Origin of the sequence: Nocardioides alkalitolerans, assembly GCA_038184435.1 — a bacterium.
GTDB lineage: Bacteria > Actinomycetota > Actinomycetes > Propionibacteriales > Nocardioidaceae > Nocardioides > Nocardioides alkalitolerans_A.
Genome location: CP116227.1, coordinates 2,259,196 through 2,278,536, shown reverse-complemented (window position 1 = coordinate 2,278,536; position 19,341 = coordinate 2,259,196). Strand labels below are relative to the sequence as shown.

Below are 19,341 nucleotides of genomic sequence, written 5' to 3'. Positions count from 1 at the left end.
CGTCACTCCGCCAGCCAGGCGGTGTAGTAGTTCGCGTAGGCGACGCCGTTGTAGGTGACGCCCTGCACGTCGGGCGACTGCAGGTAGAGACGCTGCGCGATCTGCGTCAGCGGCACGAAGTAGGCCTGGTCGAGCACGTAGCCCTGCAGCTCGTCGAGCACCGGGTCGCGCTCCTCGGTCGTCGTCGCGGTCGCGACACCCTGGGCCAGGTCGGTCAGGGTGGGGTCGCTCTGCCCGAGGTTGAACCAGTTCTCGCCGTTGTCCGCGTCGGTGAGCACGCCGGCCACGGTGCCCGCGTCGATGAAGCTGCGGGTGACCTCGTAGGTCGGGATGCTCGGGTTCGCGAAGGAGACCCGCTCGCCGAAGGTGATGACGTCGTACGCCTGGATGTCGACGTCGAAGCCGAGCTCGGCGAGCTGCTGGGCGACGAGCTCGTCGACGGCCTGGGAGGTGGCCAGGTAGGGGTTGGGGTGGAGCGTGAAGGAGAGCCGCTGGCCGTCCTTCGTGCGCACGCCGTCGGAGCCCTCGACCCAGCCGGCCTCGTCCAGCAGCGCGGCGGCCGCGTCGGCGTCGTGCACGAGCGCGTCGCTGTGGTCGGTCGCGCCGGGCACGTTGGATTGGATGAAGGACTCGGCCGGCAGCCAGTCGTCGGTGTAGACCGTGGACAGGATCTCGTCGCGGTCGATGCCGACCTGCAGCGCCTGGCGCACGCGTACGTCGTCGAACGGGGCCACCTGGGTGTTGATCGCGTAGCCGTTGACGAAGCCCAGGTAGCGCGGGGCGGCGACGGTGAAGCCCTGCTCGCCGTAGAACTCCAGCTCCTGCGGCGAGGGGTTGTAGGCGACCTGTGCCTGGCCGGACTGCACGGCCGCCGTGCGCACCGAGGGCTCGGCGACGACCTTGTAGGTGAGGGTGTCGAGGTAGGCCGGACCGTCGTGGTCCAGCGCCTCCGGCGCCCAGTCGTAGTCCTCGCGCTTCTTGAGGACGACCTCGTCGCCCTCCGTCCAGGACTCCACGACGAACGGGCCGCTGCCGATGTCGTTCGCGAGGTCGGCCTGCTCCTCGGCCGGGGCCGCCAGCGTCTCGGGGGAGATGAGGATCGAGCCGTGGTAGCCCAGCGTGGGGATGAAGCCCAGCGTGGGCGCGTCGAAGTCCACCTGGACCGTCAGGTCGTCGAGGGCCTCGGCGCCGACGTAGGTCTTCGGGAAGAGACCGATCGGGTTGATGCCGCGCTCCACGTCCCCCCGGGCCCAGATATCGAGGTTCGCGACGACCGCCGCCGCGTCGACGGGGCTGCCGTCCGAGAAGGTCACGCCGTCCTTGAGCTTCAGGGTGAACTGCGTGGCGTCCTCGTTCTGGTCCCAGCTCTCGGCGACCCAGGGGCTGACGGTGCCGTTCTCGTCGACGTACACGAGCTTGTCCGCGAGGTGGCCCCAGATGTGGCCCTGGAAGCTGGAGATGGACGAGTTGTTGGGGATCCACGTCGGGCCGAGCGAGTCGATGAGGAAGACCAGGTCGCCCCCCTCCTGCGGCTCGCCGCCCGCCTGGCTCTGCGCGCCACCGGCCGTGCAGCCGGCGGCCACCATGAGGGTGGCGAGGAGTCCGGCGGTGGCGGTGGCGGCCCGACCGGCGCGGGGCCGACGGGGCGAGCGGGGGATGGTCATGGTGGTCCTTCGGGTCGGGACGTGGTCGCGTAGAGCGGTTTTGTCGATCGGGTTACTAGGGTTTGAGCGTAGGGCCGGGCGGCGCCGGACCTCCAACAGCAACGAGGGATGAGATCCGATCGCAGACGGTGATGGTCCGGTGTAGGGACGCCGGCGCGGGCCGTGCCTAGGGTCGGGACCGTGGACACCGGACGCACCGTCGAGACCAGCGCACACTGGGGCACCTACCTCGTGGACGTCGCCGAGGACGGCACGTCGGTGACGGCGCGGCCGCACGCGGACGACCCCGACGCCGCCCCCGCGATCGGCAACGCCGCGGGCGCGCACCGGCACCCCAGCCGGGTCGCGCGGCCGAGCGTGCGGCAGGGGTGGCTCGAGGACGGGCCCGGCGCCGACGACCGGCGCGGTGACCCGGACGAGCCCTACGTCGAGGTCGACTGGGACACGGCGCTCGACCTGCTGGCCGCCGAGTACCGCCGGGTCCGCTCGGCCCACGGCGATGCCGCGGTCTTCGGCGGGTCCTACGGCTGGGGCAGCGCCGGCCGGCTCCACCACGCCCAGAGCCAGCTCCACCGCTTCCTCAACCGCACGGGCGGCTACACCCGGTCGGTCGGTGACTACAGCCGCGGCGCCAGCCTCGTGCTGCTGCCGCACCTCGTGGGCGCGGACGGGACGCTGGCGCTGCGGCGCCGCCCGGTCTCCTGGCAGCACGTCGCCGACCACACGGACCTCGTCGTCACCTTCGGCGGGCTGCGCCGGTCCAACACCTGGGTCGTGCCCGGCGGCCACGCCCGGCACCGCGGGTCCGACCTGGCGCGGACGGCCGCCGCGACCACGCGGTTCGTCGCCCTCTCGGCCCAGCGCGACGACGCCTGGGACGAGCTCGGCGCGGAGTGGGTCGGCGTCATGCCCGGCACCGACGTCACCGTGGCGCTGGCGCTGCTCCACGTGCTCGTGACGGAGGGTCTTGCCGACGAGGAGTTCCTCGCCACGCACTGCGTCGGTGCCGACGAGGTCGTGGCGTACGTGCGGGGCGAGAGCGACGGCGTACCGAAGACGCCCGAGTGGGCGGAGGCGATCTCGCGGGCGCCCGCCGGTGCGCTCCGGGACCTGGCCCGTCGCATGGCGGCCGGCCGCACGCTCGTCAACGTGGTCTACGCGGTGCAGCGCGGCGAGGCCGGGGAGCAGGCGGTCTGGGCCGCGCTCACCCTTGCCGCGTTCCTCGGCCAGGTGGGGCTGCCCGGCGGGGGCTTCGCGCACGGGTTCGGCTCGATGGGGGACTACGGCGTCGGCCTCGACGACGGACGGCTGCCCGTGCTGGACCAGGGCCGCAACCCCGTCCCCGACCTCATCCCGTGCGCGCGGATCGTCGACCTGCTGACCTCGCCGGGCGGCGCGCTGCCGTTCGACGGGGGCGTGCTCCGCCTGCCCGACGTGCGGCTCGTGCACTGGGCGGGCGGCAACCCGTTCCACCACCACCAGGACCTGCGCCGGCTGCGAGCCGCGTTCCGGGGCGTCGACACGCTCGTCGTCGACGAGACCCACTGGACCGCGACGGCCCGGCACGCCGACGTCGTGCTGCCCGTCGCCGGCACGCTCGAGCGGGACGACATCGCCGCCGGCGCCGGCGACACGCGGCTGCGGGTCTCGCGGGCGGCGACCGCGCCGTACGGCGACGCGCGGGAGGAGCTCTGGATCCTCGGCCGGCTGGCGGAGCGCCTCGGCGCGGACCACGACGAGGGGCTCGACGCCCGCGGCTGGTTGGAGCGCATCTACGAGGAGTGGCGGGCGGCGCCCGGCGCGCCGCCGGCGCCGGAGTTCGCGCGGTTCTGGGCGGACGGCGGCCTCGACCTGCCGGTCACGCCCTACCCGCCGGAGGACGCGGCGTTCGCGGCGTTCCGGGCCGACCCGGCGGGGGCGCCCCTGGGCACCCCCAGCGGACGGATCGAGCTGGTCTCGGCGACCATCGGCGGCTTCGGGCTCCCCGACGTGGACCGGCACGCGCGGTGGCGACCGCCGACCGCGTGGTGGGGCGCGCCCGACGCCGCGACGTACCCCCTGCACCTGCTGTGCAACCAGCCCACCCACCGCCTGCACAGCCAGCACGACATGGGCGCGGCGAGCGCGTCGACGAAGGTCGCCGGACGGGAGCCGGTGCGGCTGCACCCGGCCGACGCGGCGGCCCGGGGGATCGCGGCGGGCGACGTCGTGCGGGTGCGGAGCGCGCAGGGGTCGCTGCTGGCGGGCGCGGTGCTCAGCGACGCGCTGATGCGCGGGGTCGCGCAGATGCACACGGGCGCGTGGTTCGACCCGAGCGCCCCGGAGGTCGCCGACTGCGTCCACGGCAACGTCAACGTGCTGACCCGCGACGTGCCGACCTCGACGCTGACGCAGGCGACGAGCGGGGCGCACGTGCTGGTGGAGGTGGAGCGGTACGACGGCCCCGTGCCCCCCGTCCGTGCCTTCGAGCCGCCGCTGTTGGTGGGGCGCTGAGCGCCGACTTGGGTTGTTCGGCACGGCATGGGCGTCGAGCTGGGTTGTTCGGCGGCGTTCGTCCCAACTCGACGTTCCTGCCGCACCGAACAACCCAGCTCGACGCGGGTCAGACCCCCAGCACCCGGCGGCCGGCGGCGAGGAGGGCGCTGTCCTCCTGGGGCGGGTGGACGCGCACGCAGAGCACGTCGCGCAGGTGCCGCTCGAGCGAGCCGTGCCGCGACAACGCCGGGTTGCCGAGGGCCGCGACGGCCGTCTGCACCGCCGCCACCACGGACCGTGCGATCGCGACCTTGATGCCCGAGAGCTCGGGCACGATCGTCGTGTCGCCGGCCTCGAGCCGGAGCAGCGCGCCGTGCAGCAGCGTCTCCGCCTGCACGACGAGCACGTCGACCTCCCCGGCGACCGCCTGGATCCGCTCGGTCGTCGCGATGGGTCGACCGAGGGCCGCCGGCACGCGAGTGCGGGCGAAGTCCACGAACGCCGCCCGGGCGGCACGCGCCACCCCCACGTAGAGCGCCGCGTGACCCAGGCTGCCCGGACCCGACGCGGCGGCCGGATCGCGGTAGACCCCGTCGGCGCCGCGCGGGATCTCGACGAACGACGCGGCCGGCACGCGGACCCGGTCGTAGACGACGTCGTGCGTGTTCGACGCCCGCAGGCCGAGGTGGTCCCACGTCTCGATCCACGTGATGCCCGGGGCGTCCGCCGGCACCAGCACGTGCCCCACGCGGGGCCGCTCCGGGTCCCCGTCCGGCTCGTCGGCCACTGCCCACACGACGTGGTAGGCCAGGGCCGTCCCACCGGTCGCGTAGGCCTTGTGGCCCGACAGCTCCCACCCGTCGTCGGTACGTCGCGCCGTCGTCGCCGGCAGCCCGCCGCGCGCGGGGGCACCGAGCTCCGGCTCGGCCCGGATCGCGTTGACCGGGGCCGGCCCCGCGAGCGAGCGGCACAGCAGGTCGTCGTACGCCTCCGCGGGCCAGTGCGGGCGCTCCGACTGGGCGGCGTGCGCGTTGAGGGTGTTGGCGACGATGAGCGCCACCGAGGCGTCGCCCTGCCCGACGGCCGTGAGGATCCGCGCGGCGTCACGCGGCCCGAGGCCGGGTCCGCCGTGGGCGGTGCCGACGGTGGCCGTCAGCAGCCCGGCGCGGTGCACGACCTCGAGCCCGGGGAGCGGCACGGCGCCGCTGCGGTCGTGCTCCGCGGCGTACGTCGCGACCTCGGCCGTCACCGCCGCGAGGGCCGCGGGGGAGAGGTCCGGGACGGGCAGGGCGCGGACGGGCGCCGTCGTCGTGGTCACGCGCGACCCGCCGTCGCGAGCCGGCGGTACTCGTCGGTGTAGCCGCCGAGGTGCTCGGCCTGCAAGGTGCCGCGGCGGCCGGTGGCCTTGCGGTGCGCGAGCTCCTGGCGCACCAGGGGGATCACGTGCTTGCCGTAGTCGACGGCGTCGTTGAGCGTGTCGTAGCCGCGGATGCTGACGAGGTCCGCGCCGCGGTCGACGTAGTCGAGGATCGCCGCGGCGACCGTCTCCGGCGAGCCGACCAGCGCGGTCGAGGCGCCGGCGGCGTTGGTGGCGGCCGCCGTCTTCGTCCACAGCGCCCGGTCGTAGAGCTCGGAGGCGTTCGCGAACGTCAGCGCCCGCTGCGAGCCGACGTTCTGCGGGTCGCCCTTCTGGTGCAGCTGCTTGCCGAAGACCCCGCGCTCGAACGTCGCGGCGATCCGCGTCACGTAGTCGTGCGCCTTCTCCCACGCCAGCGCGTCGGTGGCCGCCACGATGGGACGGAACGTCACCCAGATCCGCGGCAGCGTGGTGCGCCCGGCGGCTCGCGCGATGGCGTGGACGCGCTCGATCTCGCCGCGGAGGTCGTCGAGGGGCTCGCCCCAGAAGCTGAACACGTCCGCCTTCTCGCCGCCCACGGCGAACGCCTCGTCGGACTGGCCGCCGATCGAGATGGGGATCGGGGAGTCGTACGGCGCGAAGCCGGGCCCGAAGCCGTCGAAGTCGTAGAACTCGCCGTGGTGGTCGAACGGCGCCGGCTCGGTCCACGCGCGGCGCAGCAGGTCGATGTACTCGCTCGTGCGGGCGTAGCGGCGCTCCTTCGGCAGGTAGTCGCCCTGCCGGGCCTGCTCCGCGTCGCTGCCACCGGAGATGAGGTGCACGACGGCGCGGCCCTCGGTGAGCTGGTCGAGCGTCGCCAGCTTCTGGGCGGCGACGAGCGGGAACGTCGTGTTGGGACGCAGCGCGACGATCGGCTTGATCCGCTCCGTCAGCTGACCGACGGCCGAGGCGACGACGAACGAGTCGGCGGTGCCCGAGCCGTAGGGCAGCAGCGTGTAGTCGTAGCCGCCGTCCTCCAGCGCCTGCACGTAGCGGCGGAAGTAGGGCAGGTCGATGCCCCGGGACGGGACGGGCTCGAGCTCGGTCGACGGGTTGAGGTGCGAGAGGCTGATGAACTCGACCTCGCGGGCGGCGGTCTCGGGGATGGTGGGGTCGAACTCGGGGGTGCTCACCGGGGGGCTCCTCGCGTCGGTACGTCGGGCGGCGCGGCACGTGCCGCGCCGGCGGTTCGACGCTAGGTGCGGGGACGGTGCGGGGTCCAAGAGCAATGGGGGATGGGGATCGATCGGCGGTGACTATGCGTCGGGGCGGGTTTGTCCGTTCGCGTGCGACGGGGCGCTCGGGATCACTAGGGTGGCGATCTCGGCGAACGTCTCGTCGACGTTCTCGAGGGGGATCCATGTCCGTCCGCACCACCCGTCGTCGCGTGCTCGCGACCGCCGCCTGGACCGCGCCCGCCGTCGCGGTGGTCTCGGCCGCACCGGCGTTCGCCGCCAGCACGGCGAACGGCACGTTGACGATCAACCGCGGCGCGAGCCGCTACGGCTTGGGCGACAACGAGTACGGGCAGATCGGGTGGGCGACGGTGCTCTTCAACGGCTTCACCGTCACGCCCAGCAAGTCCGCCGCCGGACCTCTCGTCATGAGCGTCACCTCGACCGCGGGGCAGCTGGGCTCGCAGCCCTACGGGTTCGACCCGGGCCTGCCCGAGTCCGCCCCGGCCGGCTGGTCCCGCACGAGTGGCGACACCGACGCCAACCCGGCGACGTACGCGTCGGCCTCCCCGCTCGTCGCCGGCACCGCGGTCGCGTTCGGCCCCTCGGGCTCGAACGGCACCTACTTCGACGACTCGGGCACCTGGTGCGACTTCGAGGTCGTGCTGAGCGCGCCCGGCTTCGACTCGGTGGCGACGACCTTCCGACGCCCCGTCTGACGGTTCGCCCGCGCCGTACCCGGGACGTCATGCGCCCCGGCGCCTCGGGCATGCGGTGCGCATGACGTCCGCGAGGTGGGCGGGGCGGACGGGCGGGGCGGACGGGCGGGGCGGACGGGCGGAACTGGGACGTTGGTACGCCGCCGCCCCGGTCGGGCGCGTCCCTGCCGCACATTTGCGGCCCCCGGTCGGGACGAGGCCGCGGCCCCTTGCGCCCGGTCCCGCGCCGTACCCGGGACGGCATGCGTTCCGGAGCCCCGGGCCCGCGGTGCGCATGACGTCCGAAGGACGGGGGAGGGGTCAGCTGGCCTTCTTCGCCGCCGTCTTCCGGGAGGTCTTCTTCGCGGAGGTCTTCTTGGCCGCTGTCTTCTTCGTGGCGGCCTTCTTCGTCGACGCCGTCTTCTTCGCCGTCGCGGCCTTCTTCGTCGCCGCCCGCTTCCGGGGCGCCGGCTTCTCCTCCGCCACCTCGTCGTCGTCCTCCGCCGACGCGTCGGAGTCGTCCACGTCCTCGCCCCGCGACTTCTTCGCCGCCTGCACCGACCGCTGCAGCGCGGCGAGCAGGTCGACGACCTCGCCGGAGCCCTTCGTGGTGGTCTCGGTGCGCTGCACCTCGCCGCCCTCGATCTTCGCCTTGACGACGGCCTCGACCGCCTCGGCGTAGTCGTCGGAGAAGTCGGAGGCGTCGAAGTCGCCCGCGAGGGTCTCGACGAGCATCTGCGCCATCTTGACCTCGGAGTCCTTGATCTCGCCGAGGTCGTCGACGTCGACGGAGAAGTCCGGGGTGCGCACCTCGTCGGGCCACATCATCGTCTGGAGCACGATCACGTCGCCGTTCTCGGTCTCGCGCACGCGGAGCACGGCGATGCTGGTGCGGTTGCGGATCGCGACGGTCACGACGGCCATGCGGTCGGCGTCGCGGAGCGCCTGGCGGAGCAGCGCGTAGGGCTTCGCCCCGGTCTTCTCGGGCTCCAGGTAGTAGCTCTTCTCGAAGAGCAGCGGGTCGATCTGGTCGCTGGGCACGAACTTCTCGACGGCGATCTCGCGCGACGACGCCGAGGGCAGGGCCGAGAGGTCCTCGTCGTCGAGGACGACCATCTCGCCGTCCTCGGTCTCGTAGCCCTTGGCGATGTCGGCGTAGGGCACCTCCTCGCCGTCGAGCGAGCAGACGCGCTGGTAGCGGATGCGGCCGCCGTCCTTCGCGTGCACCTGGCGGAAGGACACGTCGTGGGACTCGGTCGCGGCGTACAGCTTCACGGGCACGCTGACCAGCCCGAAGGAGACCGCGCCCTTCCAGATCGCCCGCATCGCTGCTCCTCCTCGTCGTCGCCGGTCCGCTCCGGGGACCCGGCACGTCCAGTACCCCGCCGGCCGTTGCCCGAACCAGTCTGGCGGAACGACCCGCGCGCCGTCACGAACTCATCGCCGCCCGGCGAGCGAGGATGGGCCCCGTGCCCGCTCCGCTGCGCCCCATGCTCGCCACCCGTGGTGACGTCGTGCCCACCGGCGACGACTGGCTGCACGAGGTGAAGTGGGACGGGATGCGCGTGCTGGTGCACCTCGACGGAGCCGGTGGCCTGCGGCTCGAGAGCCGCAACGGCAACGTGGTGACGCCTGCCTACCCCGAGCTGCGCGGGCTCGTCGACGCGGTGGCCGGCCGGTCGGCGGTGCTGGACGGCGAGGTGGTGGCGTTCGACGAGGCCGGGCGCCCCAGCTTCGCCGTGCTTGCCGAGCGGATCCACGAGCGCCGGGCGGCCCGGGTCGCCGCCCACGTCGCGGCGCGGCCGGTCACGTTCGTGGCCTTCGACCTCCTCGCGCTCGACGACCGCGACCTCACGACGCGACCGCTCGAGCGCCGCCAACGTCGCCTCACGAGCGTCCTCGAGGTCGACGGCGCGGCTCCGTGGACGCAGTCGACGACGTACGACGACGGACCGACGCTCCTCGCCGAGACCGCGCGCCTCGGGCTCGAGGGCATCGTCAGCAAGCGCCGCGACGCGCCGTACCGGCCCGGGGTGCGGAGCCGGGACTGGCTGAAGTTCCCGCACCGGACCCGGGAGTCGTACGTCGTCGGCGGGTGGCGGCCCGAGACGGGGACGCGGGACCGGCTCGGTGCGCTGCTGGTGGGCACGCCGACGCCGGACGGGCTGCTCTACCGCGGGCGCGTCGGGTCCGGCATCGGCGGCCGGGCCGGACGCGACCTCCGCGCGCTCCTCGACCCGCTGGTGCGGGAGACCAGCCCCTTCGCCGACGAGGTGCCGCGGGAGGACGCCCTCGGGACGACGTGGCTCGAGCCGTCGGTCGTGGTCGACGTCGAGGCCCTCGGCCTCAACGGCTCACCCGGAGGGAGCGGTGCGCGGCTGCGGCAACCGACGTACCGTGGCGTGCGATCCGATCTCGGTGCGGAGGACCTGTGACGACCCATCCCTACGACGCGTCCCGGCGGGCCGTGCTCGGCTCGGTGGGCGCGCTGACGCTCACCGGGCTCCTGCGCCCGGTGCCCGCCACGGGGGCGGCCGCGGCGGCCGGCACCGTGCGCCTCGACAACATGCCCGTCGCGCTCCGCGCCGGCACCACGCAGGTGGTGACGTGCAACCGCACGAGCGGCCACAAGGCGCGGGTCGCGTTCTGGCGCCTCGTCGACGGCCGGTGGCGCAGCGAGTTCAGCACGACGGACGGGCGCATCGGGTACGGCGGCCTCGTCTCGCCCGGGTCGCGCCGCCAGGGCAGCGGCACCACGCCCATGGGCACCTACGGGATCCCCTTCACGTTCGGCCGCTGGAACCGCTCGACGGCGTGGCGGATGCCCTACCTGCGGATGGTCGCGGGCGACTACTGGGTGCTCGACAACGAGTCGCGCTACTACAACCGCTTCCGCAAGCGCTCCTCCGGCGGCTTCCGCACGGCCGGCTCGGAGCACCTCGTCGACTTCGGGGACCAGTACGAGATGTCCGCCGTCCTCGACTTCAACTACGCCTCGCCGGTGCGCCACCGCGGCGGCGCGATCTTCCTCCACGTGAACGGCCGGGGCGCCACGGCCGGCTGCGTCAGCGTGCCGCGGGTCATGATGGGCGCCGTCATGCGGGAGCTGCAGCCCGCCGCCGTGCCGGTCGTCACCATCGGCGACGGCTGATCGGGCAGACTCACCGACGTGCCGGCACAGGGCGAGGGGACCGAGGTCAGGGTCGAGGTCGACGGCCGCGTGCTGCGGCTGACCAACTTGGAGAAGGTGCTCTACCCGTCGACCGGCACGACGAAGGGCGAGGTGCTCGACTACTACGCGCGCATCGCCCCGGTGCTGCTGCCGCAGCTGCGGGACCGGGCCGTCACCCGGGTGCGCTGGCCCCACGGCACCGGCCGGCCCAGCTTCTTCGAGAAGAACGCACCGACCGGCACGCCGCCGTGGGTGCGCACCGCCGAGGTGTCGACGACCGGCTCGCGGCGGGCGCGGTCGACCGGGCAGGCGGCGCAGGAGGGAACCCTGGTCTTCCCGGTCATCGACGACCTCGCGACGCTCACCTGGGTGGTGAACCTCGCGGCTCTGGAGCTGCACGTGCACCAGTGGCGGGTGGGCCGCACCGGCCGCTCCCGCCGGCCCGACCGCATCGTCATCGACCTCGACCCGGGCGAGCCCGCCGGCCTGGGGGAGTGCTGCGAGGTGGCCCTCCTGGTGCGCGGGCTGCTCGCGGACCGGGGGCTCGACGCCACCCCGGTGCTGAGCGGGAGCAAAGGCCTCCACCTGTACGCCGCGCTCGACGCCCTCCCGCGGGGCGAGGCCCCGGCGGACAGCCACGAGTCCACCGACCTGGCCCGCGAGGTCGCCGAGCAGCTGCAGCGGGAGCACCCCGGACTGGTCACGGCGTCGATGACGAAGCAGCGGCGTGGCGGCAAGGTCTTCCTCGACTGGTCCCAGAACGCCGGCTCCAAGACGACCGTCGCGCCGTACTCCCTCCGCGGGCGGGACCGGCCCTACGCCGCCGCGCCCCTCCGGTGGGACGAGGTGGAGGCCGGTGCCGCGGACCCCCTGGACATCGACCAGCTGACCTTCACCGAGGTGCTGGAGCGGGTCGAGGCCCAGGGGGACCTCTTCGTGGCGGGCTGAGCCGGGCCGACGGATCAGCCGATGAGCTCCTTGAGCTGCGCGATCGTGGCGGTCGGGTCGGCCGTGGCGGGCGTGACGTTGATGTCGGTGACGCCCGCCTCCTCGAACGCGGCCAGCCGCTCCTTCACGTACGACGCCGGACCGACCAGGTTGGCGGCCTCGAGCCACTCGGTCGGGACGAGGGCCTCGGCCTCCCGCTTCTTGCCCGAGAGGTAGAGGTCCTGGATCTTCTCCGCCTCCTCCTCGTAGCCGTAGGCCCGCGCGACGTCGTTGTAGAAGTTCTTGCCCTTGGCGCCCATCCCGCCGACGTACAGGGCGAAGGTGGGGCGCGCGAGGTCGAGCGCCGCGCGGGTCTCCTCGCCCTCGCCGATCGCGAGGAGGCCGCCGGCCATGACCTGCAGCGGGCCGAGCTCCTCGGGCCGCTTGGTGGCGCCCGTCGCGAGCGACTCGCCCCACACGTCCTTCGCCTTCTCCGGGTGGAAGAGGTGGGGGATCCAGCCGTCGGCGTACTCCGCCGTGTGCTCGACGTTCTTCGGCCCCAGCGCGGCGATCCAGATCGGGATCGAGGAGCGCTCGGGCTTCGTGAGGATCTTCAGCGGCTTGCCGAGACCCGTCACGCCGCCCTGCTCCTTGGTGAGCGGGAGCTTCACGATGCCGTCGTTCTCCAGCGGCTCGCGGCGCAGCCCGCGGCGCACGATGTCGACGATCTCGCGGGTGCGGCCCAGCGGCTTCTCGTAGGGCACGCCGTGGAAGCCCTCGATGACCTGCGGGCCGGAGGCACCGAGCCCGAGGATCGCGCGGCCGCCGGAGACGTTGTCGAGGCCGGCTGCGGTCTGGAGCAGCGCGCCGGGCGTGCGGGAGTAGATGTTGAGGATGCCCGAGCCGATCTTCACGGTCTCCGTCTTCGCGGCCAGGTAGCCCATGAGCGTGGGCGAGTCGAAGCCGTACGCCTCGGGCACCCACACGGAGTCCAGCCCGGCCTTCTCCCAGGCGGCGACCTGGTCGGCCGCGTCGCGGGGGTTGCCCGAGTAGTTCAGCAGGGTCGCGATACGCAGTGTCATGGCGCCACCATGACAGCACTGCTGTCACGGTGACAAGCGTCGCGGCGACGCCGGCTTGGAACCTGTCCGCCGGGGCGCTCTAAGGTGGGGACCGTGAGCTCGGACGCGTGGTGCGACCACTGTGACATGTCCCTCATCAGCTGCCCCCACGGTGCGCCTCCGCCGCCCCCGCCGCCGGCCCCCGAGCCGAAGGCGTCGCGCGTGCGCACGTCACGGGCGGCCGAGCCGGGCGCCCCGTCGACGGCGGTGCGGTCGACCGCACCGCGGGCGAGCGCGACCCGCGTGCCGGGTGCCCCCGCCCCGGCGCCCGTGCGCCGGTCGCCGATCACCAAGCCCGGGCGCACGGCCCAGGCCGCCTACCGGCCCTACCTGCTCTCCGTGGTCGCCGCGGCCGACGGCCGCCTCGAGCGCGAGCCCGCTCTCGAGGCGCTCGGCCGCCGCATGGCCGACGTGCTCCAGCGCGACGACCTGGCCGTCGGTCCCAGCGGCGAGCTGCGCTGGCGCACCGCCGCCCAGAAGGAGCGCCGCGCGATGCTCGACGCCGGTCTGCTGCGCTCCGGCGGACCGGGCGTCTGGGAGCTGACGCGCGCCGGGTACGACGCGCTCGACGCCTTCCGCGCCGCGCTGGCCGCCAGCGAGGAGGAGACAGGGTCGTCCGGGGCGGACGGGTCGTCCGGGTCGGACGGGGCGGACGGGTCGGGCGACGCGGAGCCGCCGACCACCTGACACCTGGCGGACACCTGGGTGTCGACCGGACGTCGTCCCCGGCTGGTGCGCTCGAACGCGTGACGGTCACCCTCGCGACCCGGACGAGAGCACGGACGCGGTCCAGCCTCGTCGTCACGCCGGGCGTCACCGCCCACCGCGGTGCGTCCGGGTGGCGTCCCGAGCACACGCTCGAGGCCTACCGCACGGCCATCCGCTGCGGCGTCGACGACATCGAGCTCGACCTCGTCTGCACCGCGGACGGCGTGCTCGTCGCCCGCCACGAGAACGAGCTGTCGGTCACGACCGACGTCGCCACCCGCCCGGAGCTGGCCCACCGCCGCACGCAGCGGCTCGTCGACGGCACGCCCTGCGACGGCTGGTTCGCCGAGGACCTGACCGTCGCGGAGATCAAGACGCTGACGGCGCGGGAGCGCTTCCCCCACCTGCGGCCGTCGTCCGCCGCCCACGACGGGCGGGAGGGCGTGCCGACCCTGACCGAGGTGCTCGCCATGGTCGAGGCCGAGTCGGTGCGTCGCGGCCGGGGCGTCGGCATCATGCTCGAGCTCAAGCACGTCGAGCACGCCCGCCGCCGCGGGCTCGACTACGAGGGCGCGCTGCTCGCCACCCTGCGTCGGCACGACCTCGACCACCCCCGGGCTCGCGTGACGGTCATGTCGTTCGAGGTCGACGTGCTCCGCCGCCTCGCGCGGCGCACCCGGGTGCAGGTGGTGCAGCTGCTCGACGCGGCCACCCCGTCGCCCCCGGACGCCCACCTCGCGGGCGTGCCCGCGACGTACGCCGCCATGGCCACCCCCGAGGGCCTCGCGCGCATCGAGGAGTACGCCGACGGGATCGGCGTCGCCAAGGCCCTCGTGCTCGCGCCGGGCCCGGACGGCGAGCTCGGGGTGCCGACCTCGCTCGTGCGGGACGCGCACCGGCGCTGGTTGACCGTGCAGGTCTGGACCCTGCGGGCCGAGAACCGCTTCCTGCCCTCCGACCTGCGGTCGTCGCCCGACCCGGTCGACGAGGCGGCGTTCGGCGACCTCGCCGCCGAGGCCGCGGCCTTCCTCGACGCCGGTGTCGACGGCCTCACGACCGACCACCCCGAGATCGTGCTCGGGGTCGTGCGCGCACGGGCCTGACGGCCACCCGCCGGGATCAGTCGTCGGTGTCGGTGCCCACCGCGGCGTCGAGGCGCTCCCGGGCACCGTCGAGCCAGGTCTGGCAGGTGCGGGCCAGCAGCTCGGCGCGCTCCCACAGGGCGAGCGACTCCTCGAGCGTCGTGCCGCCGCTCTCCAGCCGCCGCACGACGTCGACGAGCTCGTCGCGGGCCCTCTCGTAGGACAACCCCTCGCCGGTCCCGGTCGTCTCGGTCTTCTCAGCCATCGTCGTCCTCCGGGGAGCTGCTCGTGGTGCTCGGGTCGGTCGGGTCGGGGGTGACCGTCGGGTCGGCCAGCGGCTCGAGCCGCGTCGTCGTCGCGTGGAGACGGCCGTCGGCGACCCGCACGGTCACGTCCGCGCCCGGCGCGGTCTGCGCGAGCGAGGTGACGACGGCACCGTCGGCGGTCTGCAGCACCGCGTAGCCCCGCCGCAGCGTGGCCAGCGGCGACAGCGCCTCGGCCCGGGCGCGGCGGTGCTCCACGTCGTCCCCGGCGCGGTCGAGCCGGTGCCGCAGCGTCACGCGGGCCCGGTCGCGGAGGGCCGTCACCTCCTCGCGGCGCACGTCGAGGAGGTGACGGGGATCGGCCATGGCCGGGCGCGAGCGGAGCGCGTCGAGCGTCGCCTGCTCCCGCGTGATCCAGTGCGCCAGCACGCGACGGGCGCGGTCGCGGGCCGCGGCCACCTGCTGCTGCTCCTCGACGACGTCGGGCACCACGCGCTTGGCGGCGTCGGTCGGTGTCGCGGCGCGCCAGTCGGCGACGAGGTCGAGCAGGGGGGAGTCGGGCTCGTGGCCGATCGCGGACACCACCGGGGTGCGGACGGCGTGGACGGCCCGGACGAGCCCCTCGTCGGAGAACGGCAGCAGGTCCTCCACCGACCCGCCGCCCCGCGCCACGACGATGACCTCGACCGCCGGGTCGCGGTCGAGCCGCTCGACCGCCTCGATCACCTCGCCTGCGCTCCGCGGGCCCTGCATCGCGGCGTACGCCACCGTGAACTCCACCGCCGGCCACCGCCGGCGTGCGACCTCGAGCACGTCGCGCTCGGCCGCGGAGCCGGGCGCCGTGACGAGCCCGACGACGCCGGGCAGGAACGGCAGCGGACGCTTGAGCTCGGGCGCGAAGAGGCCCTCGGCCGCCAGCAGCTGGCGGCGCCGCTCGAGCCGCGCCAGCAGCTCGCCCAGCCCGACCATCCGGATCTCCCGCGCGGCGAGCGAGAGCGTGCCCCGGTTGGGGTAGAACGACGGTTTCGCGTGGACCACCACCCCCGCGCCCTCCACGAGCGGCGGGTTGAGGCTGTCGAAGAGGGTGCGCGAGCAGGTGAGCGTCACGGACAGGTCGGCCACGGTGTCGCGCAGCACCATGAACACCGTGCTCATCCCCGGGCGGCGGTTGACCTGGGCGATCTGGCCCTCGACCCACACGGCACCGAGCCGGTCGACCCAGCCGGCGATCGCCGTGGCGATCTGCCGCACCGGGGCCGGTTGCTCGAGGGAGGTCTCCAGGGCCACGCGCACGAGGTTAGGGCCTGCCGCCGACGGTTCTGCCCCGCGTGCCCCCCTCGCCTAGACTCGGGCCCCATGAGCACCGACCTGGGTACGCCGCGACTCCTGCCGCGCGACGACGCCGAGCGCGCCGTGCTGCTCGCCGCTCCGCGGGGCTACTGCGCCGGCGTCGACCGGGCCGTCATCACCGTCGAGAAGGCCCTCGACCTCTACGGCGCGCCGGTCTACGTGCGCAAGCAGATCGTCCACAACAAGCACGTGGTGAGCACCCTGGAAGAGCGCGGCGCGATCTTCGTTGAGGAGATCGAGGAGATCCCCGAGGGCGCCACCGTCGTGTTCTCCGCCCACGGCGTCTCGCCGATGGTGCACGCCGAGGCCGCGGAGCGCTCGCTCAAGACCATCGACGCGACGTGCCCGCTCGTCACGAAGGTGCACCACGAGGCGCGCCGGTTCGCCGCCGAGGGCTACCGCATCCTGCTCATCGGGCACGAGGGTCACGAGGAGGTCGAGGGCACGGCGGGCGAGGCACCCGACCACATCACCCTCGTCGAGACCCCCGACGACGTGGCCGACCTCGAGTTCCCGGAGGGCACCAAGCTGTCCTGGCTCTCGCAGACCACGCTCAGCGTCGACGAGACGATGGAGACGGTGCGCCGCCTGCGCGAGAAGTTCCCGCAGCTGGAGGACCCGCCGTCCGACGACATCTGCTACGCCACGCAGAACCGTCAGGTGGCCGTCAAGGAGATCGGCCAGGATGCCGACCTGGTGATCGTGGTCGGCTCCGCCAACTCCTCGAACTCGGTGCGCCTCGTCGAGGTCGCGCTCGAGGCGGGCGCCAAGGCGTCCTACCGCGTGGACGACGCCTCCGAGATCGACGAGGCCTGGCTCGACGGCGTCGCGACCGTCAGCGTCACCTCCGGCGCCTCGGTGCCCGAGGACCTCGTCGAGGGTGTGCTGGGCTTCCTCGCGGAGCGGGGCTACCCCGACGCCCGCGCCGTGAAGACCGCGGAGGAGTCGCTGATCTTCGCGCTGCCGCCCGAGCTGCGGCGCGACCTCAAGGCCGCCGGGCGCTCCTGATGGCCCGCTTCCTCGACCTGCACCCGGTCGACCCGCAGCCGCGCCTCGTCGCGCAGGTCGTGGAGGCGCTCCGCGACGACGCGCTCATCGCCTACCCGACGGACTCGGGCTACGCGCTCGGCTGCCGGCTCGGCAACCGCGACGGCAAGGACCGCATCCTGCGGATCCGCCAGCTCGACGACAAGCACCACTTCACGCTCATGTGCGCCGACTTCTCCCAGCTCGGCCACTTCGTGCACGTCTCGAACCACGCCTTCCGGTCGGTGAAGTCGGCGACCCCGGGCCCCTACACCTTCATCCTCCCGGCCACCCGCGAGGTGCCGAAGCAGCTGATGCACCCCAAGAAGAAGACCGTGGGCGTGCGCATCCCGGAGCACCCCGTCGTCGAGGCGCTCCTCGCCGAGCTGGGCGAGCCGCTGCTCACGAGCAGCCTGATCCTGCCGGGCGAGGCCGAGCCCCGCACGATCGGCTGGGAGGTCAAGGAGGACCTCGACCACGACGTCGACATCGTCATCGAGGCGGGGGAGACCCCGGCCGTGCCGACGACGGTCGTCGACTGGTCGGAGGACGTGCCCGAGATCGTGCGGTACGGCGCGGGCGATCCCAGCCGCTTCGAGGCCTGAGGGGCGGGGGCCGGTTCCGGTTCCGGCGCCGCGCCGGTTCGCGAACTGTGCGGTTGGGGTGGGTCCGACCGCCTCCGACCTGCCCCAGGCGCACATTTCCGAGCCCGGGCGAACCCGCGCCGTACCGACCGACCGCGGCGTGCGTGACAGCTCGGCGCGGTCAGTCCTGCGTCATGCGGGCGCCGAGCGTGAGCAGGCACAGGGCGTAGCCAGCAGCGAGGCCGGGCGCGTGGAGCAGCATGCCGCTGACGAGGGCCTGGACGGCGCCGTCCTCCGGGCGGGCCAGGGCGCCGGGCGACACGAGGGCGATCGCCGTGAACGCGGCGAGCATCAGCAGCGGCGGCGTCATGCCCACCGCGAAGAACGCCGACCGGTCGGCGCGCACGGCGAGCACGAGGCACAGCACGACGAAGCTGAGGTCGAAGAAGGAGCTGACCCGGCCGCCGAGGCCGAGGTCCACCGCCAGGATGGCGAGCATCCCGAGCGCGCCGACGACCGCCACCCGGGGACCGGGCTCGGTGCCCGTCCCGCGGGCGGCCTCGAGCAGGCTCACGGCGTCAGGGTAGGGCCAACCGCTCAGGCTCCCCGGCTCGACGCGCCGCCCTGGTCGCGGGGCAGCTCCCGCACCTCGCGGGGCCCGGGCAGCGGCTCGTCCGTCACGCCGAGGTCGCCCAGCCGGCGGGCGGAGACCAGCACGCGCGACTCGAGCGAGCCAACGGCGCTGTTGTAGTGCCGCGTCGCCGCCCCGAGCGAGCGCCCGAGCTGGTCGAGGTGGTCGGCCCAGGTCCGGAGCCGCTGGTGCAGCTCGCGCCCCGTGCGCTGGATCTCCGCGGCCTGCTCGGCGAGGGCCTCCTGGCGCCAGCCGAGCGCGACGGTGCGCAGCAGGGCGATGAGCGTCGTCGGTGTCGCCAGCACGACCTGCCGGCCGGCGGCGTGCTCCATGAGCCCGGGGTCGGCCTCGAGCGCCGCGGCGAGGAACGCGTCGCCCGGCACGAACAGCACCACGAACTCGGGCGACGACGGGAGCGCCGCCCAGTAGCGCCGAGCGCCGAGCACGTCGACGTGGGCCCGCAGCTGGCGGGCGTGGCGGGCCAGGTGGGCGCGGTGCTGCTCCACCTCCGCCGGGTCGACGGGGTCGAGGACGCTCGCGTCGAGGTAGCCGTCCAGCGGCACCTTCGCGTCGACCACCACGGTGCGGCCCCCGGCCAGCCGCACGACCAGGTCGGGCCGCAGCGCACCGTCGTCGAGCGGCGTCTGCTCCGTGAAGTCGCAGCGGTCGACCATGCCGGCCAGCTCGACGGCGCGGCGCAGGTGGAGCTCGCCCCACCGCCCGCGCACCGTCGGGCGGCGCAGCGCGGTGGCGAGCCCGTGGGTCTCGCGGCGCAGCTCCCCGGTCTGGTGGCGCATGTCGGCGACCTGGGCGGCGAGCTCGCCCTGCCAGGTGGCGCGGTCGTGGTGGAGGTCGGCCAGCTGGTCGCCGAGCCGGTCGATGCCCTCGGCCAGGCGGCCGGCGTCGACCGACTCCTGCGGCGCCGGTCGCGACCGGATCCAGAGCACCCCCACGAGGCAGCCGACGGCCCCTCCGACGAGGAGCAGCAGCAGCGCGGTCACCACGTCGAGCAGGTCCATGGGGCCAGCATGGAGGGCGGCACCGACGGTTCTGGGGAGCGGCACCGGTC

18 protein-coding genes are annotated in these 19,341 nt (G+C 74.2%); 9 read left to right on the top strand and 9 right to left on the bottom strand.

The annotated features are described in order from the left end of the window. Positions 1-2: 2 nt before the first annotated feature. The gene (locus PIR53_10935) at positions 3-1,664 is read right to left on the bottom strand and encodes an ABC transporter substrate-binding protein (GenBank protein ID WZH50543.1); all 1,662 of its coding nucleotides are present in this window, start codon (positions 1,662-1,664) and stop codon (positions 3-5) included. A 180-nt stretch (positions 1,665-1,844) separates the two neighbouring features. Between PIR53_10935 and PIR53_10930 the strand changes: the two genes are divergently transcribed. Beyond that, the gene (locus tag PIR53_10930) at positions 1,845-4,157 is read left to right on the top strand and encodes a molybdopterin-dependent oxidoreductase (GenBank protein WZH50542.1); all 2,313 of its coding nucleotides are present in this window, start codon (positions 1,845-1,847) and stop codon (positions 4,155-4,157) included. 109 nt (positions 4,158-4,266) lie between these two features. On the opposite strand, the gene PIR53_10925 is transcribed toward PIR53_10930, so the two are convergent. Together PIR53_10925 and PIR53_10920 are read right to left on the bottom strand one after the other, a co-directional pair. Then, positions 4,267-5,457 (bottom strand): acyl-CoA/acyl-ACP dehydrogenase, encoded by a 1,191-nt coding sequence (locus tag PIR53_10925; GenBank protein ID WZH50541.1) that lies wholly within the window; start codon positions 5,455-5,457, stop codon positions 4,267-4,269. Then, the gene (locus PIR53_10920) at positions 5,454-6,668 is read right to left on the bottom strand and encodes an LLM class flavin-dependent oxidoreductase (GenBank protein ID WZH50540.1); all 1,215 of its coding nucleotides are present in this window, start codon (positions 6,666-6,668) and stop codon (positions 5,454-5,456) included. The genes PIR53_10925 and PIR53_10920 overlap by 4 nt, the downstream gene beginning before the upstream one ends. Positions 6,669-6,895: 227 nt before the next feature. Here PIR53_10920 and PIR53_10915 point away from each other — a divergent pair, with 227 nt between their 5' ends. Further along, positions 6,896-7,429, top strand: coding sequence for a hypothetical protein (locus tag PIR53_10915; protein ID WZH50539.1), 534 nt, complete (start codon positions 6,896-6,898; stop codon positions 7,427-7,429). 300 nt (positions 7,430-7,729) lie between these two features. Here the strand turns inward: PIR53_10915 and PIR53_10910 are convergent, their stop codons facing one another. Next, a complete protein-coding gene (locus PIR53_10910) occupies positions 7,730-8,734 on the bottom strand; it encodes a Ku protein (protein WZH50538.1) in 1,005 nt (334 codons plus the stop codon). 143 nt (positions 8,735-8,877) lie between these two features. Here PIR53_10910 and ligD (PIR53_10905) point away from each other — a divergent pair, with 143 nt between their 5' ends. Genes ligD (PIR53_10905) through ligD (PIR53_10895) form a run of 3 tightly spaced genes read left to right on the top strand, consistent with a single transcriptional unit; the run spans position 8,878 to position 11,528 of the window. Next, positions 8,878-9,843: a non-homologous end-joining DNA ligase gene (gene ligD, locus PIR53_10905; GenBank protein WZH50537.1), complete on the top strand. Its 966-nt coding sequence runs from the start codon at positions 8,878-8,880 to the stop codon at positions 9,841-9,843. After that, entirely contained in the window at positions 9,840-10,559 is a 720-nt protein-coding gene (locus PIR53_10900) for a L,D-transpeptidase family protein (protein WZH50536.1), read from the top strand. Before ligD (PIR53_10905) ends, PIR53_10900 begins: the two co-directional genes overlap by 4 nt. A gap of 18 nt (positions 10,560-10,577) precedes the next feature. Then, entirely contained in the window at positions 10,578-11,528 is a 951-nt protein-coding gene (gene ligD, locus PIR53_10895; protein WZH50535.1) for a non-homologous end-joining DNA ligase, read from the top strand. A gap of 14 nt (positions 11,529-11,542) precedes the next feature. Here the strand turns inward: ligD (PIR53_10895) and PIR53_10890 are convergent, their stop codons facing one another. Then, positions 11,543-12,589 carry an LLM class F420-dependent oxidoreductase gene (locus tag PIR53_10890; protein ID WZH50534.1) on the bottom strand — a complete coding sequence of 349 codons (1,047 nt, stop codon included), beginning with the start codon at positions 12,587-12,589 and terminating at the stop codon, positions 11,543-11,545. Positions 12,590-12,790: 201 nt separating this feature from the next. On the opposite strand from PIR53_10890, the gene PIR53_10885 reads away from it, so the two are divergent. Continuing rightward, entirely contained in the window at positions 12,791-13,315 is a 525-nt protein-coding gene (locus PIR53_10885) for a hypothetical protein (protein ID WZH50533.1), read from the top strand. A 59-nt stretch (positions 13,316-13,374) separates the two neighbouring features. Next, positions 13,375-14,439, top strand: a complete 1,065-nt coding sequence (locus tag PIR53_10880) for a glycerophosphodiester phosphodiesterase family protein (GenBank protein WZH50532.1) — start codon at positions 13,375-13,377, stop codon at positions 14,437-14,439. A 16-nt stretch (positions 14,440-14,455) separates the two neighbouring features. On the opposite strand, the gene PIR53_10875 is transcribed toward PIR53_10880, so the two are convergent. Both PIR53_10875 and xseA read right to left on the bottom strand, forming a co-directional pair. Next, positions 14,456-14,683, bottom strand: coding sequence for an exodeoxyribonuclease VII small subunit (locus PIR53_10875; protein ID WZH50531.1), 228 nt, complete (start codon positions 14,681-14,683; stop codon positions 14,456-14,458). Continuing rightward, positions 14,676-15,968: an exodeoxyribonuclease VII large subunit gene (gene xseA, locus PIR53_10870; GenBank protein WZH50530.1), complete on the bottom strand. Its 1,293-nt coding sequence runs from the start codon at positions 15,966-15,968 to the stop codon at positions 14,676-14,678. Before xseA ends, PIR53_10875 begins: the two co-directional genes overlap by 8 nt. Before the next feature lie 69 nt (positions 15,969-16,037). Between xseA and PIR53_10865 the strand changes: the two genes are divergently transcribed. Together PIR53_10865 and PIR53_10860 are read left to right on the top strand one after the other, a co-directional pair. After that, the gene (locus PIR53_10865; protein WZH50529.1) at positions 16,038-17,039 is read left to right on the top strand and encodes a 4-hydroxy-3-methylbut-2-enyl diphosphate reductase; all 1,002 of its coding nucleotides are present in this window, start codon (positions 16,038-16,040) and stop codon (positions 17,037-17,039) included. Then, complete coding sequence (locus PIR53_10860) at positions 17,039-17,662, top strand: L-threonylcarbamoyladenylate synthase (protein WZH50528.1); 624 nt, start codon at positions 17,039-17,041, stop codon at positions 17,660-17,662. Before PIR53_10865 ends, PIR53_10860 begins: the two co-directional genes overlap by 1 nt. 160 nt (positions 17,663-17,822) lie before the next feature. On the opposite strand, the gene PIR53_10855 is transcribed toward PIR53_10860, so the two are convergent. Next, positions 17,823-18,215, bottom strand: coding sequence for a hypothetical protein (locus tag PIR53_10855; protein ID WZH50527.1), 393 nt, complete (start codon positions 18,213-18,215; stop codon positions 17,823-17,825). A 23-nt stretch (positions 18,216-18,238) separates the two neighbouring features. After that, entirely contained in the window at positions 18,239-19,291 is a 1,053-nt protein-coding gene (locus tag PIR53_10850; GenBank protein ID WZH50526.1) for a DNA recombination protein RmuC, read from the bottom strand. Positions 19,292-19,341 lie beyond the last annotated feature (50 nt).